The following is a 15,590-nucleotide window of genomic DNA, read 5'->3' as shown; positions in this document are numbered from 1 at the left end:
ACATTATCTTTCTCTCTTTATTTTAATTTATCATTTATTATACAACTCGTTGCATAAATATGCAACATTTTATACTTTAAAATGCTCAAATATGAATTAAAGTAAATTTAAAGTTTAAAAAGTTGAGCACCGTTCTTTGGATGATATGTTTTCATTTATTGCTTGACTTTATGGAGTTTTTTTCTTAAAATTAGCTTAAACTTAAATTGGGAGACAGTATAGTATGAAGAAACATTTTTTAGTTAGTGCAGCATTGCTCACGGCCTTTACTTTAACGGCCTGCTCTAATTCAAAAACAGCAAAGCAAAACTACATTGATAGCTACACTGCCTTGAGCAATCAATCTCAAGATAATAATTCTCACGATGTGTCTATAAAGTTTGACAGCTTTGATATGCAAGGCGATGCATCAAGCAAAGAAATTAATGCTCTTCTTAACAATGCATCGATGAATGTTAAAGTAAGTGTTGATTACAATAATAAAGTAGTTGCACTTAATACTGACGGAAAAATATCAGACCAAGAGCTTGAACTGAACATGCTTCTTGGTAAAAAAGGCGTCTATGTAGAAAATTCACAAGTCACATCTCTGATTGATAACTTCCAATCTGCTAATCCTTATGTAAGTCTCTATGGTCAACTTCTTGACCAACTGGATCAAAAATACCTTCTTGTTGATCAGACTGTGATGGAGAACGGCATTGCTTCCCAAGGCGGAAGTGCTGACAGTGAGTCGTGGAAATCTACTTACAATCAGTTTTTCGAAAAAAACAAAACAGATAAAAAAGATATTGAAAAAAACTTCAAAGATATTCCGGAAAAGAACTTTACTCAGTCAGGTGATAAAGTAACGATGAAACTTTCTGGCAACGGTGATGATATCAAAGGCTATCTAAAAAACCTCATGACTACCTCCAACAAAGAGGATGTCCAAGCGATGATGGATGACCTAGATAAGTATACAAACATCAAATCTATGGATGTTGAAACTACTTTAAATCCTAAAACACATGAGTCTGAATCTAAAATCAATGGAGACATTCAGTCTAAAGATGGAAAAACAAGTGCCAAATTCAAAATGACTGTCACTGCTAAGTCAAGTAAAGAAAATAAGAGCATAACTGAACCATCTGAAAAAGATGCAATTTCTCTATCACAAATGTTCAAAAATTTGATGCTGGAATCATCAGAAGAAGTTGATACATATTAAGTGATAGAAATCAAGGATATGAGGATAAATATCAGAAATCTTAACGACCATCCGATAAACGGATGGTTTTCTTGTTTTCCACTTTTTCAAAGTCTAATGTAAAATGCAAAAATAGCAGTAGCTTACTGGTTTCCATAAAGGTTTCAATATGTCTAAAAAGAGCATCTAAAGGCTTCCATAGTGTTCAAAAGTCGCAAAAAATAGAACCGCATAAGCGATTCTATTTTTGCTTTTTACGCTTTATTGCTGCTGTTCAGTCTCTCTCCTAGAAGTTCAAATCTTAGAGGTGGATGACTCAACCCAGATAACGCTGCTCAAATTCTTCTAAACTTTCTCCCTCTTTGCGTTCTACAACCTTATCGACAGTCCATAACTCATCTTGACGACGATCACGCATTGTATCTGATGTATCTAAAGGTCGGAGGCTTGCTGCTGTACGTGCTTTGACCGCTTCATCTTCTGGGAAAAGATGTGGCGGTAAACTCAGATCTTTCCCAGCTTCTTCTTTTGTTTCGTCAATCCAGAAACCTGAGGTGATTAGGGCTTCCTCATAGCTATCTACTGCCCCATCACCAGACTCTGCCATCTCAAGCGCTCCAATACCCGGTGTAAATGTCGCAATCTCAAAAAGAACACCGGGAGCAACACGCACATATTCACTAGAGAAATAGAAACGATCAACCAAGCCTGAATGTGGTAAACGGAAAGTTTGAATACGATCGATCCAGTATTTCAAAGTCTCTGGATTTGTAGTCCCTAAAGCCAAATGATGAATAGTACCGTAGCCTTGATAAGCATAACGTTCATTTTCCTCTGCTTCTTCGATAATCAAGGCTGCTCCGTTTCCTCCGTTAGCTACTTCAAACAGATGCATATTATTTTCTTGCCCTGCATAACGGAAACCGAAAACTGTTTCCAAAATAATACGTAGATTATAGGTATCCGTAACTTTCACGAAAACCGGTCCCATGCCAATAATTCCATGTTCAGGTGCAACATTGGAGAGGAGCCATGAGCGATCAAGTGCAGCATCCCCTGTGTTGTCTTGGTCTGAAATTAATTGATATTTTTGACCATCAAAGTCTTCAAATTCGAGTGTCTTTTTGCCAAATTTGACATTAATTTCTCCATGTTTAACATGCGCTTTTTCAAAACGTTCTGTCCAGTAAACAAGTGATTCATCTGTAGGTACACGGAAAGAAGCACGTTCAATATTGTTTGCACCATGCATCCCTTTTGGAATATCCTTGAAGTCAAAGAAGGTCATATTTGGGCTCTTCCCATCTTCCCCTGTGAAGTAAAGGTGATAAGTCTCATAGTCATCTTGATTGACTGTCAATTTTGCCAAGCGAAGTCCCAAAATATTTGTGAAAAAATCATAATTCTTTTGTGCGCTTGATGTGATTGCTGTAACATGGTGAACGCCGCTAAGGATGTTTTGTGTTTCGATTTCTGTAGTCATTTGTTTTTCCTCTTTTTTCAATTTTTCTATTATTTTTTCTATCAGGAAGACGTGCTCTTTTAGAGTCAGCTTCTTTTTTATTTTTCTAACCATTTTTTTGCGGCTAAAATTTCTTCATCACTCAGTTGATGCCCAAATTTGGCCTTAAATATTTCAAGCTGACATTCCGTTTTTTCCAAATCAGTAGAGAGCTCTTTAAGATTTTCTCTACTCACAATCGGATCATTGTCCGCATGGGTAAGAAAAACTTTGCTCTCATCGGAAAGAACTGGCGTTCCAACTTCTGTAAGCTGCATGGTATGAAAAGCCAAGATTTTGTCAAACTTGAACAACCCTTTAAGTTGCATGTAGAGCGCCATATTGGCACCATTTGAATAGCCAATAACATTCAGCTTTGAGAGATCTAATTGGTAGTGCTGCCCTAAACGTTCAACTTCCTTTGTCAGCCACTGTGCCTCTTCTTCTAAGGAAACCAAATCAAAGTTTTCCTTCGTAAATCCTTGTCCCTTAAGTTTAAAATAGCGATTTATCCCCTGCTCACTAATCCGCCCACGTATAGACAAAAAAGGATGATTGGGAAATAATTCCTCCACAAGTGGCACTAACTGGTGTTCATCACCGCCTGTACTGTGTAAAACTAAAATTGGTGCAAGGCTGTTATCGCCTTCCTTCAAAATGTAGTTGGTCATTCTAACTCCTTATTTTTAGCCTGTTCATTGCTTCTCAACATTGTTTTTACACTGCAAGCAACATCGTTTCTTCTGTGCATTAATTTCAGTTATGTGTTTCATAATCATGCCTCTTTCATTTACATTTGTAAACTACAATTGTATTATACCGTTTACTTTTGTAAACGTCAAGTCCTAAATCTTATTTTTTCCAAAAATTTTTTAGAACCCCCTTAAAGTCCAGGAGATAAGGATTTACACATGGCAAAAATTGCACTATGGAAACTTATCTCCCCTTCTGCCAGCTCCAAACTCTCACTTCATCCCTCTATTCAAAACTTACCGCAAAAAGAGCATACAAAAACCCCTCAGTTTTGGAAGGTTCCATAAACTAAGGAGTAAATTGAAATTATGAAATTATGTAATTAAATTGTACCAAAAAAAGTGGAAAATCTGTTAACTTTTGTCTATAAAACTTTATTTTTCTACAAATAAAAAAATAGTGGCCACTAAAAATTCAGTTCACCACTACTTCTTAAGAGATTCTATTTTAATATTACTTCGTTGATAAAACGACCAACATGAAGCCGAGAAGAAGCCAGATTCCAATAGTAATAGCTGTAAATCTTTGCATTACCGCTTCGAAACCACGTGCCTTACGACGCTCAAAGAGTTCACCTGATCCTCCTGAAAATGCGTCCGCTGCTCCATCCTGCTTGGAAGGCTGCATCAAAATTGAAATAACTAAAACTGCAGAAACAATCAACATAGCGACGAGTAAAACGTCAAAAATCATCTTATCCATATACTTTTCTTCCTTAATCAGAATTACACTGAAACAATTATAACATAATTATCATCATAATACGAATGATAAAAGATTGGTAAACCTGATTGAAACGCTAAGTTTCTTGATTTATAATCAGTTTTTAGACCTTCAACTCTAAAATAGCCTTTTTGTTTAGCCTTCAACATATTTGTAAGCTTCTTGCGCTGCTTGAGCACCATCGCCTACTGCGGTTGTAATTTGTCGAAAGTCTTTCTGACGAACATCTCCAACAGCAAAGATACCTGGGATACTTGTCTTCATCGTAGCATCTGTGATTATCCAGCCTTCTTCATCAGTTATCCCCAAGTCACGTGCAAACTCAGAAACGGCATCTAGACCAACATAGATAAAAATGCCTCCAAAGTTTGCTTCGGTAATTTCGCCTGTTTTAACATTTTTATAACGGACTGATTCAATTTTTCGGTCGTCACCTTTGATTTCTTCAAGAACAGAGTCCCAGATAAATTTGATTTTATCATTTGCAAAGGCACGTTCCTGAATAATCTTCTGAGCACGGAGTTCATCGCGGCGATGCATGATGGTTACTGATTTACCAAAACGTGTTAAGAAAATTGCCTCTTCTACAGCAGAGTCTCCTCCACCCACAACCAAAATATCTTGATCACGGAAGAAAGCACCATCACAGACCGCACAGTAAGATACGCCACGCGCACCGTACTCTTCTTCGCCGGGCACACCTAACTTACGGTGGTTTGCTCCTGTCGCAATGATGATTGCTTTTGTTTCGAATACTTCTTCTTCAGTATTGATCGTTTTTGTTGCACCATTATCAACAATCGATGTGACAAAGCCATAAGCATTTTCAACACCAAGATCAGCCAAGGGTTCATACATTTTCATTGAGAGCTCAGGACCCATGATTTGGCCATAGCCTGGATAGTTTTCAATTTCTGCTGTATTATTCATTTGCCCACCTGGAACGCCACGTTCCAGAAGTAGGGTTTTCATTTCACTTCTCGCACTGTACATAGCTGCGGTCATGCCCGCAGGTCCTGCACCGATAACTACTACATCATATATTTTTTCTGTCATAATTCACCTCTCCAGTTATAAAACCATTATAAATTCTCTTTAAATTATTTGCCATTATTTTGATTTATAAACCACGGATTCTGAAAATAATCAAGATACCCACAATAGCAAAACTCAAAATTGGGATGGTCAAAATATCGATTAAGATAATATCAAACAAGCGATTACGCCAAACATTGCTCGGTCTATGACGATTTCTTGCCCAATAAATAAAACCATATAAAAGGCTGAGTACACCGACGACTAAAAAAGAAACGAGTAGACCCTTAAGATAAAACTGTAAAACTAAATTAATCATTTGACCTTCCTATACCGTTGGTTTTAACATGACGAGATAAAAATTCACTCGTTCGTGGATTTTTGGGATGATGGAAGACTTCCTTGGGACTACCTTCCTCAATAATTTTACCCTTCTCAAGGAAGAGGACTTTGGTCGCTACATTATAGACGAAGTCCATTTCATGACTGACCAAAACCATCGTTTGCTTGTTTTTGGCTGCATTGAGAATGGTTTCTTGCACTTCCCCAACAAGTTCAGGATCAAGCGCTGATGTCGGTTCATCAAGCAAGAGTAAAGTTGGTTGCATTGCCATTGCTCGTGCTATTCCTACACGCTGCTTTTGTCCACCCGATAAGAATTTTGGATAGTAATCCATACGCTCTTCAAGACCGACTTTTCTTAAGTTTTCCTCAGCAAGTTTCTGTGCTTCTGCTTTGGGCATTTTCTTAACCTGAATTAAGCCTTCCATAACATTTTCTAGGGCTGTACGACGTTCAAAGAGATTGAACTGCTGGAAGACCATCCCTGTCCTCCGACGCAGTTCGAGAATTTCTTGCCTGCTAATATGCTCAAAATCTACCTTGAAGTTATCAATTTCCAACTGTCCACTGTCTGCTTCTTCAAGATAGTTGATGGAGCGTAGAAAAGTAGACTTGCCGGCACCTGATGCCCCGATAAGCGCAATAACATCACCTTCATTAATTTCCAGGTTCAGATTGTCAAGGACAACATTTCCTGCAAAAGACTTGCTTAAATTTGAAATTTTTATCATTTGTTGGTCACCCCGTTGTCAAAAGGATTGCGTCCAAGTGAGATTTTCCGTGCTGCTTTAGGCATTTTGATTTCCAGTTTGCTTTCAATCTTACGAATCAAGATTTCTAAAACGATACAGATAGGCCAGTAAAGTAAGGCTAAAGCAAGATAAGTCTCAAAGAGGCGGAAGCTTGAACCCCCAATGATTTGAGCTTGGGCGGTCATCTCAACCACACCAGCGACAAAGGCCAGAGAAGTTGACTTAAGTAAGCCAATCAGAGCATTGCCCAGCGGAGCTGTAGCAACTGATGCTGCCTCAGGTAAGGTCACACGCCAGAAAACTTGAAAATTTGTCATCCCTAGAGAACGCGCGGCTTCGATTTGTCCTTTGTCTACAGATTGGATAGCTGAGCGAATTGTTTCTGAGTTATAAGCAGCTTCGTTAAGCGCAAAAGCCACAATCACAAAGAGCATGGCCGGGACAGAGTTGACCGTATAATTTGTCCCGTAATTCATGTTAATCGCTTTAAGAATCAAGGGAATTCCTGTATAGGTCAAGTAAAGTTGTACCAGAATCGGTGTCCCACGTGTAAAGGAGACAAATAAGGCACGCAATTGATCTAAAATGGGAATCTTATTTATTCTGACAAGTGCAAGTAACAGCCCCAAAATGAGGCCAAAGAACATGGCAATGAACGTCATCTGCAAGGAGACTGGTATCATTTTAATAATCGGTAGAAAAGCCGAACTAAAGGCTTCCCAACTGAATATCTTAGTGAAAAACATGGACCAAAACTCATCAAAACTATACTGCCCTTGAATCATTAAAAACGGAAGCATGGGCAATATGAGCAACAGGAGCAAGACTCCCAATCCCAAAATTATTTTTTTATTTTTATTCATTTTTATCTTCATCAAAGAAAGCTGTCTAAGTCCCTCACTCCTATCACAAATAGCTTGTGTGTGAGAAACTCAGGGACAGCTTTTACACTACTCCTACTATTATACAAGAATCTTATGATTTTTTCTTGTCTTTGAAATATTTCTTCTTTTTTCGAAAAGACTGCTTCTCCCCAGCTTATTTAAACTTGTCTGCTTCAGGAACGAAGTTCCCCTCAAAGTACTTCTCAGAAAGCTTTTTCAGTGTCCCATCCTTTTCAAGTTCAGCAAGGATTTTATTAACCTTGGCTTGCAGTTCTGTACCCGTTTCATCCTTTGCAAAGAGGAAATATTCGTAGCCGTCATGCTCCGGATCTCCTGTTGAGGTATCAATATCTTGGATTTTCAAGCTGTCAAACCCTTGCTCCTTCACACTGGATTTGAGAGAAATCTTATCATAGAGCATGAAATCAATCTTTCCAGACTCTATTTGATTAAAGCGTGTATTGATTGAGGTACTGTCTGACGAATAACTAATATTTATCTTTTTATCTGGATTGGCAGCATTCCAATCATTAATCATCTTTGTATAGTTAGAGGCTGGATTTCCAATTGTGCTCTTACCAGCAAGATCTGCCAGCGTTTTATAGTTCCCGTCCCTTGTCAAGACAGCATTATTAGATTTTGAAATTGGGAACGAAAAGTTATATTTTTCCGCCCGTTCTTTTGACCAGCCAAAGTTATTGGCTCCCATCTGATAACGTCCGCTGTCCAATCCTGGAACAATTCCGGAAAAGTCAACTGCTTGGTAAGTCACCTTATATTCGGGTAACTTATCAAAAACAGCTCGCGCCACCTCAATATCATAGCCCGTCAAGTTCCCTTGACTGTCCGCATATGTAAAGGGTTTTGTTGCTCCATCTGTAGCTACAACAATCTCCGTCTGCTTCTTTGCCGATTCTTCTTTATTTGATGAACCACCATTACTGCAAGCAGCTAAAGCTCCTGCAGCGATGAGCGAAACGAGCGCAAGCGAAAGCTTCAGTGACTTTTTCATAGTGATGTTCTCCTTAAATTTTTGATATTTAAAGTTTACCATGAGCCTTCTAAGTTTGTCATATCATTTGCTTATCAAGGGGTTAACATTTTTTTATACCGGGATTTTATTTCTTTAATGTCTCCATTAAAAAAAGCTCTTCTTCAAAAAGAATAGCTTTCAATATTACTCCCACACAGGCTGCCAAGTGATACCAAATTTATCGGTAATCCAGGCACACTTACGAATGTTTCCCACTGATTCAGGCCCCATCATCACTGAACCTGTTTCCGATAGAGCTGCAAAAATTTGATCAAATTCCTGCTCTGTGTCGCAGTCAAGATAAATAGAATGTGCCCAAGTTGGTTCAGGTGCAGGGTATTGTTCTTGCATGTCTAAAAAGAAAACTTCTGCTCCTTTTATGGATAAGGCACCATATAAGACGAGTTCTTCTTCAACTTCGCTAAAATCTGGACTTTCCTTATAAAAATCCATCCGTGTAATTTTTGTTTCTGGTAAAACTCTCGCATAAAAATCCATAGCTTCTTTCGATTTACCATTTAATGTAATAAAAGGCGTGACTTTTGATTTTACCATGGTTCCCCTTTTCTTAAAATAAACCTGTAATTTTTCCGGATTCGTCAATATCCATATTCAGAGCTGCTGGTTTTTTAGGTAAACCAGGCATTGTCATGACATCTCCTAACAAAGCCACGATAAATCCTGCGCCTATCTTTGGCACCAACTCACGTACTGTCACTTCAAAACCTTCTGGTGCTGCCAAAAGTTTTGGATTATCCGAAAATGAATACTGGGTCTTCGCCATACAAACAGGAAGCTTGTCCCAACCATTTTCCTCAATTTCTTTCAATTGACGTGCTGCTTTTGCAGAAAAGTTAACCTTCTTGCCGCCGTAAATTTGGGTCACAACTGTTGAAATCTTTTCTTCTACTGAGGCTTCCAAATCATAAAGATAGTGGAAATCTTTTGCCTCCTGACTGAAAATGTTTGTTAATTTTTCGGCCAAGTCAATGCCACCTGCACCGCCCTTTTCAAAGACTTGTGTCAAGCTGACAGCAACACCTTCTGCTTCAACAAGTCTTGTTAATTCGGCTATTTCTGCCTCTGTATCACTGGAAAATTGATTTATGGCTACAAGGATAGGAGCTCCATAACGCGCCATGTTTTTAATGTGACGCTTCAGATTTGCAAACCCTTGAGTAACAGCTGCAACATTTTCTTCAGTAAGTTCTGTTTTAGCAACGCCACCGTGCATTTTTAAAGCGCGAAGAGTAGCAACAATAACAATGGCATCAGGTGTTTTACCTAACTGACGTGTTTTGATATCGAGGAATTTTTCGCCGCCTAAATCTGCGCCAAATCCAGCCTCCGTAATAGTCACATCGGCTAACTTCAAGGCTGTTTTTGTCGCTAAAACAGAGTTACAGCCGTGCGCAATATTAGCAAAAGGCCCACCGTGAACTAAAACTGGTGTCCCTTCGATGGTTTGTGCCAGATTTGGCTTGAGCGCATCTTTTAATAGAACAGTAATTGCGCCTTCAATCTCCAAATCACCTACAGTCACAGGTTGGCGATCATAAGTATAAGCGACCACAATACGTGAAAGGCGTGCTTTCAAGTCCGTCAATGAGGTAGCTAAACAAAGGACAGCCATAATCTCACTGGCTACAGTGATATCGAAGCCATCTTCACGCGGCACACCATTAACCACACTGCCTAATCCAGCCACAATATGGCGAAGTTCGCGGTCATTCATATCCAAGACACGCTTCCAAACCACGCGCCGGCTGTCAAGATTTAGAGCATTGCCTTGGAAGATATGATTATCTAAAAGAGCTGCAATGGCATTATTCGCTGTCGTCATCGCATGAATGTCACCTGTAAAATGCAAATTGATATCTTCCATAGGCAGAACCTGAGCATAGCCACCACCTGTTGCACCACCTTTGATTCCCATCACAGGTCCTAAAGAAGGTTCACGTAGCGCCACCATTACCTTTTGGTTCAAACGTGCAAAGGCATCTGCCAAGCCAACCGTAACAGTTGATTTCCCCTCTCCTGCAGGTGTAGGGTTAATTGATGTGACCAGCACGAGTTTGCCTTCAGCATTCCCCTCAAACTTTTTGAGACTTTCAAGCGGTATTTTTGCTTTATATTTCCCGTAAAGTTCGATATCCTCAAAACTTAAACCAATTTTTTCAGCGACTTCTGTGATAGGTTGCATCTTGCATTCTTGTGCGATTTCGATATCTGTTTTCATCTCTTCAGCGGCTCCCTTACTCTTTATAACTTCCTTATCATTTTAACAAAAACATTTGGAAATTTCTTTCATTAGAAGTGAAATACGCAGTTTCACGTATGGAATGTTCGGTTTTCAAATTTGTGCTTTTCTTTAGAGAATGAGTGTTTCCAAGCCCACTTTCATCATATCAGTAAAGGTATTTTGCCGTTCTTTCGCACTTGTTGATTCTCCAGTTACCAAACTGTCTGAGATTGTCATAATTCCTAAAGTCTGAACATTATGTTTAGCCCCCAGATAGTAAAGAGCTGCTGCTTCCATCTCCACAGCTTTAACACCCAGTTTTCCGATAGCAAGGGTGTCAAGGTCACTGTAGAAAAGGTCTGCTGAAAGAACATTTCCCACATGCGTTTGAATGCCTAAGTTTTTCGCGATATGATAGGCCTTGTCCAACAAATCAAAATCAGCAATTTGTGGCAAATCAAACTGAGGCCAATCATTTTTGATGATGCGTGAAGTTGTCGCAGCGCCTTGCGCTAAGACCAAATCCCTCACATGAACCTCTTCATTCAATGCACCTGCTGTGCCTACACGAATCAATTTTTTCACGCCGTATTCGGTGATTAACTCATGTGCATAGATGGAGATAGATGGCATTCCCATGCCTGTTCCCATAACTGAGATACGGTGTCCTTTATAGGTCCCTGTATAGCCCAACATCCCTCGAACATTATTGAATTGTTCAGCATCCTTAAGAAAATTCTCCGCGATGAACTTGGCGCGTAGGGGATCTCCTGGCAAGAGGATTTTATCTGCAATTTGACCTTCTTTGGCTTCGATATGAACTGACATAGTTACTCCTTATTTTTTGATTTCTTCTCGTGCCGCGCTTCCTCTCTAAAAAAAGAAAACGCTAACACGTTTTCTCTTATTTTATCACATTTTTACTAAAACATTCTTAACAAGTGTTTTAAATGTTTCTTTCACACGTTCTGTTGTCTCAACAACCTCCGCGTGGTTAAGTTCACTCTGCATGCCTGCAGCCAAGTTAGTAATACATGAAATACCTAAAACACGCATTCCTGAATGCACCGCCACAATGACTTCAGGAACAGTCGACATACCTACTGCTGAGGCTCCCAGCGTACGTGCCATGTGGATTTCTGCTGGTGTTTCATAGGTTGGTCCTGTGAAGCCCATGTAGACACCTTCTTGAACCTTGACTGACATCTCTGCTGCAGTCTCCTTTGCAAGTTCTTGGTAAGCTTTATCGTAAGCTTGTGACATGTCTGGGAAACGAGGACCGATTTCATCATCGTTAGGGCCAATCAGTGGATTTGTTCCCATGAAATTGATGTGGTCACTGATAATCATCAAGTCGCCAGGCGCGAAGTCTTTATTTACTCCGCCTGCAGCATTGGTAACAATAATTGATGGTGTACCGAGAGCCGAGAAAACACGTACAGGATAAGTCACAACCTCCATTGTATTTCCTTCATAAAAATGGAAACGCCCTTGCATGGCAATAACTTTCTTTCCTGACAAGTCACCGTACACAAGTTGCCCTGCATGACCAACAACTGTTGAAACAGGAAAATGTGGAATTGTTTCATATTTGATGATGACGGGATTTTCAATTTCTCCTGCTAATTCTCCCAAACCTGACCCTAAGATGAGTGCAACGTCAATTTCACCTACACCTTGCTCTTTAAGAAACTTTGTTGTTTCAGCTAACTTTACTTTCACGTCCATTTTTTCATTCCTTTAATTTTTTATTCTTCTAGTATCTTCTTCCTTGAAGTAAACTTTTTAACTATTGATTAGACCAAGATTTCAAGGAATGATTCTCCAATTTCGACCTTATCAACATTGAAGTTGTCTGCAATTGTAGCAGAAATATCGGCAAAGTGGCCTAAAGGCAAAACTTTTGGCTCTTTCAATGAAGGTGAGAAAACAACAAGTGGAATATATTCACGTGTATGGTCTGTGCCTACATAACTAGGGTCATTCCCGTGATCGGCTGTAATCATCAGTAAGTCGTCTTCTCGCATCGCTTCAATAATTTCAGGCAAACGTCCATCAAAGTCTTCGATGGCTTGTCCGTAACCTTCCACATCACGACGGTGGCCATATTTTGCATCAAAATCAACTAAGTTGGTGAAACTAAAGCCTTCAACGAATTCGTCTTTACGCATTGTTTTAAGCAGGCGATCCACACCATCCATATCGTTTTTGTTGTGTCCCATATCATATTTCACACCAACAGTATTGAAAATGTCAGATATCTTTCCTACAGAATATGTATCAACTCCAGCCTTATAAAGTTTTTCTAACACTGTTTCGTCAAATGGACTCAGCGCATAATCACGCCGCCCATCTGTACGCGTAAAGTTACCTGCTGTACCTACATAAGGACGTGCGATGATACGACCAATCATAATGCCTGAACCTTCAAGTGTGATAGAGCGTACATATTCGCAAATTTTATACAATTCTTCCCGTGAAATGATATCTTCATGTGCTGCAATCTGTAATACGGGATCGGCTGACGTATAGATAATCAACTCACCTGTTTCCATTTGACGTGGGCCAAAGTCAGCGATTACAGCTGTACCAGAATAAGGTTTGTTTGCTTCACGAATGACCTTACGTCCCGAAAATTCTTCAATCTTTTGAAGCAAATCTTCAGGATAGCCTTCCGGATATGTTGGGAAAGGGGTTTGAATATTCAAACCCATGATTTCCCAGTGCCCAGTCATTGTGTCTTTACCTTTAGAAACTTCTTGTAACTTTGTCACATAAGCTTTAGGTTGTTCAGCTGCAGGCACTGTTTTAAGAGGGCTTTCACGCGGAATATTTCCCCAACCCATGGCTTGAAGATTTGGGACATCAAGTCCACGAATTTCTGAAATATGACCGATCGTATCTGAGTTAACGTCATTTACTGCTTCATGGGTTTCTACATCATGGTTAAAGAATTTATCCGCATCTGGTGCAGCTCCAATACCCACTGAATCCATAACGATGAGATGAACACGATTAAATTTCTTAGGCATAATATTCTCCTTACTTAATGAACTCTATATAGTACCATTATAAACTATTTAACGACGAATAGCTTTCCAAAGATAAAGTTTCAATCAGAAAAACTTTTCTTATTCGGAATCTGTCCTCTGATCAAGAAAACAAAGAGGACTAAGGCTGATAAAGCTACAAAAGAAATCATAAGTAAAACTTCGCTATAGTGGCCTTCTACAGTAGACGGAAAAAGGGAAAGGTTTACGCCATCAATAAAACGTGAAGAATAGGTAAAACCAACAGACATTGCGATATTAATACAAAGATTGTAAAAGCCGATAGCTGTTCCCTTATTTGCCTCTGGCATTCTTTCAAGTCCCGTATGCATGAGTGGCGCGTACATCATCGCAAAGGCACATGAACTTAAAATAAGCAGTCCTGCAAAAATAAAGACCGATGCACCCATGAGAAAGGCAGCCAATAGAATCGAAAGAACGATAGCAAGCATTGACACAAGGACGGCTTGAAAAGAGTCAAGCTTAGAGGCAATCTGGCCTGACAGACTTCCAACCAATGCCGCAGCCAAACATGCTGGAATAAACATGAGTGATACCCTGTCCAGCTGCATATGATAAACAGTGGTTAAGAGGAAGGAAAAAGTATTTAAGGTGAAAGCTGCTTGAGTAGAATAAATTAAAAGAGCAACGAGCAGCGTAAGGACAAACAACTTATTTTTAAAGAAATCAATAGTAATAAAAGCGTTTTTCTTGTGGGAGATATAGAGTAAAAACACAGCAGTGGAAAAGATAAAGCCCATCAACACAAGCCAAGAAAAGTTTGTCAGATATATCATTGCGGTGACAGCCACAACTGCTACAAGTATAATTCCAAGAGCATCAATATATTTTTTCCCCTTTGATTCCTCAGGAAGATACTTCAAGAGAAAAGGAATGAAAAATAGAGAAAGGAGTGGCACAAGGAATAAATTTTGCCAAGCCAGATGAGTGGTGATAAAGCCTCCAGTCAATGTTCCAATGACGGTTGCAATTTGAAAACTCGCGGTGGAAAATCCATAATATTTTTTCTGTTTAGCTGGTGCCACATAACGGGCAACAAAAATAAGATAAAGTGTTTCAGTCGCACCTAAGCCCGCAGCTTGAAGAACTCTGGCGAATACAACCAGCCAGTAATTAGTATGGACCATATATCCCATAAATGAACCTAGGGAAATTAAGAAAATGCCAAAAATAAGTAAGGTTCGAATACTGATACTATCTGATAACGAAGCATAGACAACTGCTCCCATGCCTATAACTAGCCCCGCCAATGTAACTTGCCAAGCAACTGTACTGGCAGAGACATGAAAATATCCAACCAGTTTAGGCGAAATAATTTTGAATGAGTTATCAATAACTAAAGAAAAAATCATGAGTAAAAGAATCACAGGAACAGCTTTTCCTATCTGTCCTTCACGTGTAGCAGTTTGCCGTCTTGTAAATTGTGCTTCCAAAGAAAATCCTCCGATAAGGTATATTTGAACGTTTCATGAAAACGCTATCTTTAAAACTGAAATCATTATAGTCAATTTACTTATGAAAATGTATTCACTTTTCATAAAAAAGTCAGAAAACTTGTACAAAATGACAGTGTGCAGCAAAAAAATCACTTAATGAGACAGACAAAGTGCCGCATGGAGTGATTTTTACACGCTTGCTAGCTGAGCTAGTTTTTTAGTTTGCTGGATTGATGATGAGGGCTGGACGCATGCCGCCATGTGCTCCAGAAGAATTTATGAACCAGTGGGAATTTAGCGAACCATTAGCTTCAAGTCTATTAACAAACCAACCTGTATCAGGATTAAGGCCTTGTGAAGAAGGTGTACGCGTCCACCAAAGGGTATCATTTGCACCTATACGTGCTATCCTATTAGGAAAAGCACGACCTGGCCCTGATAAGCGTGTTACATCTGCTACGGAAAGTGTAAAAGCACGTGGTGTGCCACCTGAGTCAACTTGAGTGATGTCAGCCGCAGCATCAGGAAATTGAGCCAAGCTGCTGGCACTCATTATCCAACGCCAACCGCCTTCCCAAACAATATCTTCATCCAAAATAGCAGGACCTATATATGGGACAGAGACAGGT

At 39.5% G+C, this 15,590-nt stretch carries 16 protein-coding genes and 1 pseudogene; 2 read left to right on the top strand and 15 right to left on the bottom strand.

Features of this window, described 5'->3' with window-relative positions; genetic code table 11:
* Window positions 1–223: 223 nt before the first annotated feature.
* Window positions 224–1,210, top strand: coding sequence for a hypothetical protein (locus B4H39_RS08605; RefSeq protein WP_251421481.1), 987 nt, complete (start codon window positions 224–226; stop codon window positions 1,208–1,210).
* Window positions 1,211–1,505: 295 nt separating this feature from the next.
* On the opposite strand, the gene B4H39_RS08600 is transcribed toward B4H39_RS08605, so the two are convergent.
* Both B4H39_RS08600 and B4H39_RS08595 read right to left on the bottom strand, forming a co-directional pair.
* A complete protein-coding gene (locus B4H39_RS08600) occupies window positions 1,506–2,672 on the bottom strand; it encodes a VOC family protein (protein WP_251421478.1) in 1,167 nt (388 codons plus the stop codon).
* A gap of 77 nt (window positions 2,673–2,749) precedes the next feature.
* Window positions 2,750–3,361, bottom strand: a complete 612-nt coding sequence (locus tag B4H39_RS08595; protein ID WP_251421475.1) for an alpha/beta hydrolase — start codon at window positions 3,359–3,361, stop codon at window positions 2,750–2,752.
* Between the two features lie 240 nt (window positions 3,362–3,601).
* On the opposite strand from B4H39_RS08595, the gene B4H39_RS08590 reads away from it, so the two are divergent.
* Complete coding sequence (locus B4H39_RS08590) at window positions 3,602–3,730, top strand: hypothetical protein (protein WP_271328071.1); 129 nt, start codon at window positions 3,602–3,604, stop codon at window positions 3,728–3,730.
* Window positions 3,731–3,896: 166 nt separating this feature from the next.
* On the opposite strand, the gene secG is transcribed toward B4H39_RS08590, so the two are convergent.
* The 13 genes and pseudogenes from secG to B4H39_RS08525 form a co-directional block, all read right to left on the bottom strand.
* A complete protein-coding gene (gene secG / locus B4H39_RS08585; RefSeq protein WP_202230184.1) occupies window positions 3,897–4,145 on the bottom strand; it encodes a preprotein translocase subunit SecG in 249 nt (82 codons plus the stop codon).
* A 156-nt stretch (window positions 4,146–4,301) separates the two neighbouring features.
* On the bottom strand, window positions 4,302–5,222 hold the full coding sequence (trxB, locus tag B4H39_RS08580; RefSeq protein ID WP_202230183.1) for a thioredoxin-disulfide reductase: 921 nt from the start codon (window positions 5,220–5,222) through the stop codon (window positions 4,302–4,304).
* A 64-nt stretch (window positions 5,223–5,286) separates the two neighbouring features.
* The gene (locus B4H39_RS08575) at window positions 5,287–5,520 is read right to left on the bottom strand and encodes a DUF4059 family protein (RefSeq protein WP_202230182.1); all 234 of its coding nucleotides are present in this window, start codon (window positions 5,518–5,520) and stop codon (window positions 5,287–5,289) included.
* Entirely contained in the window at window positions 5,513–6,274 is a 762-nt protein-coding gene (locus B4H39_RS08570) for an amino acid ABC transporter ATP-binding protein (RefSeq protein ID WP_251421473.1), read from the bottom strand. Before B4H39_RS08570 ends, B4H39_RS08575 begins: the two co-directional genes overlap by 8 nt.
* On the bottom strand, window positions 6,271–7,158 hold the full coding sequence (locus B4H39_RS08565) for an amino acid ABC transporter permease (RefSeq protein ID WP_202230180.1): 888 nt from the start codon (window positions 7,156–7,158) through the stop codon (window positions 6,271–6,273). Before B4H39_RS08565 ends, B4H39_RS08570 begins: the two co-directional genes overlap by 4 nt.
* A 175-nt stretch (window positions 7,159–7,333) precedes the next feature.
* The gene (locus tag B4H39_RS08560; protein ID WP_202230179.1) at window positions 7,334–8,191 is read right to left on the bottom strand and encodes an amino acid ABC transporter substrate-binding protein; all 858 of its coding nucleotides are present in this window, start codon (window positions 8,189–8,191) and stop codon (window positions 7,334–7,336) included.
* A gap of 165 nt (window positions 8,192–8,356) precedes the next feature.
* Window positions 8,357–8,767 (bottom strand): VOC family protein, encoded by a 411-nt coding sequence (locus tag B4H39_RS08555; protein WP_202230178.1) that lies wholly within the window; start codon window positions 8,765–8,767, stop codon window positions 8,357–8,359.
* A gap of 13 nt (window positions 8,768–8,780) precedes the next feature.
* Window positions 8,781–10,451: a formate--tetrahydrofolate ligase gene (locus tag B4H39_RS08550; RefSeq protein ID WP_251421470.1), complete on the bottom strand. Its 1,671-nt coding sequence runs from the start codon at window positions 10,449–10,451 to the stop codon at window positions 8,781–8,783.
* Between the two features lie 132 nt (window positions 10,452–10,583).
* Window positions 10,584–11,282, bottom strand: a complete 699-nt coding sequence (gene deoD, locus B4H39_RS08545) for a purine-nucleoside phosphorylase (protein ID WP_251421467.1) — start codon at window positions 11,280–11,282, stop codon at window positions 10,584–10,586.
* Window positions 11,283–11,366: 84 nt separating this feature from the next.
* A complete protein-coding gene (locus B4H39_RS08540) occupies window positions 11,367–12,182 on the bottom strand; it encodes a purine-nucleoside phosphorylase (protein ID WP_251421464.1) in 816 nt (271 codons plus the stop codon).
* 68 nt (window positions 12,183–12,250) lie between these two features.
* Window positions 12,251–13,486: a phosphopentomutase gene (locus B4H39_RS08535; protein ID WP_251421460.1), complete on the bottom strand. Its 1,236-nt coding sequence runs from the start codon at window positions 13,484–13,486 to the stop codon at window positions 12,251–12,253.
* A gap of 80 nt (window positions 13,487–13,566) precedes the next feature.
* Entirely contained in the window at window positions 13,567–14,958 is a 1,392-nt protein-coding gene (locus B4H39_RS08530; protein ID WP_251421458.1) for an MFS transporter, read from the bottom strand.
* Window positions 14,959–15,178: 220 nt separating this feature from the next.
* A pseudogene (locus B4H39_RS08525) lies at window positions 15,179–15,590 on the bottom strand (hypothetical protein); the annotation flags it as partial.

Origin of the sequence: Lactococcus sp. UBA7128, assembly GCF_002492185.1 — a bacterium.
Lineage (GTDB): Bacteria > Bacillota > Bacilli > Lactobacillales > Streptococcaceae > Lactococcus > Lactococcus muris.
The sequence above is the reverse complement of the archived record's forward strand: the minus strand, read 5'-3'. Positions and strand labels throughout refer to the sequence as shown.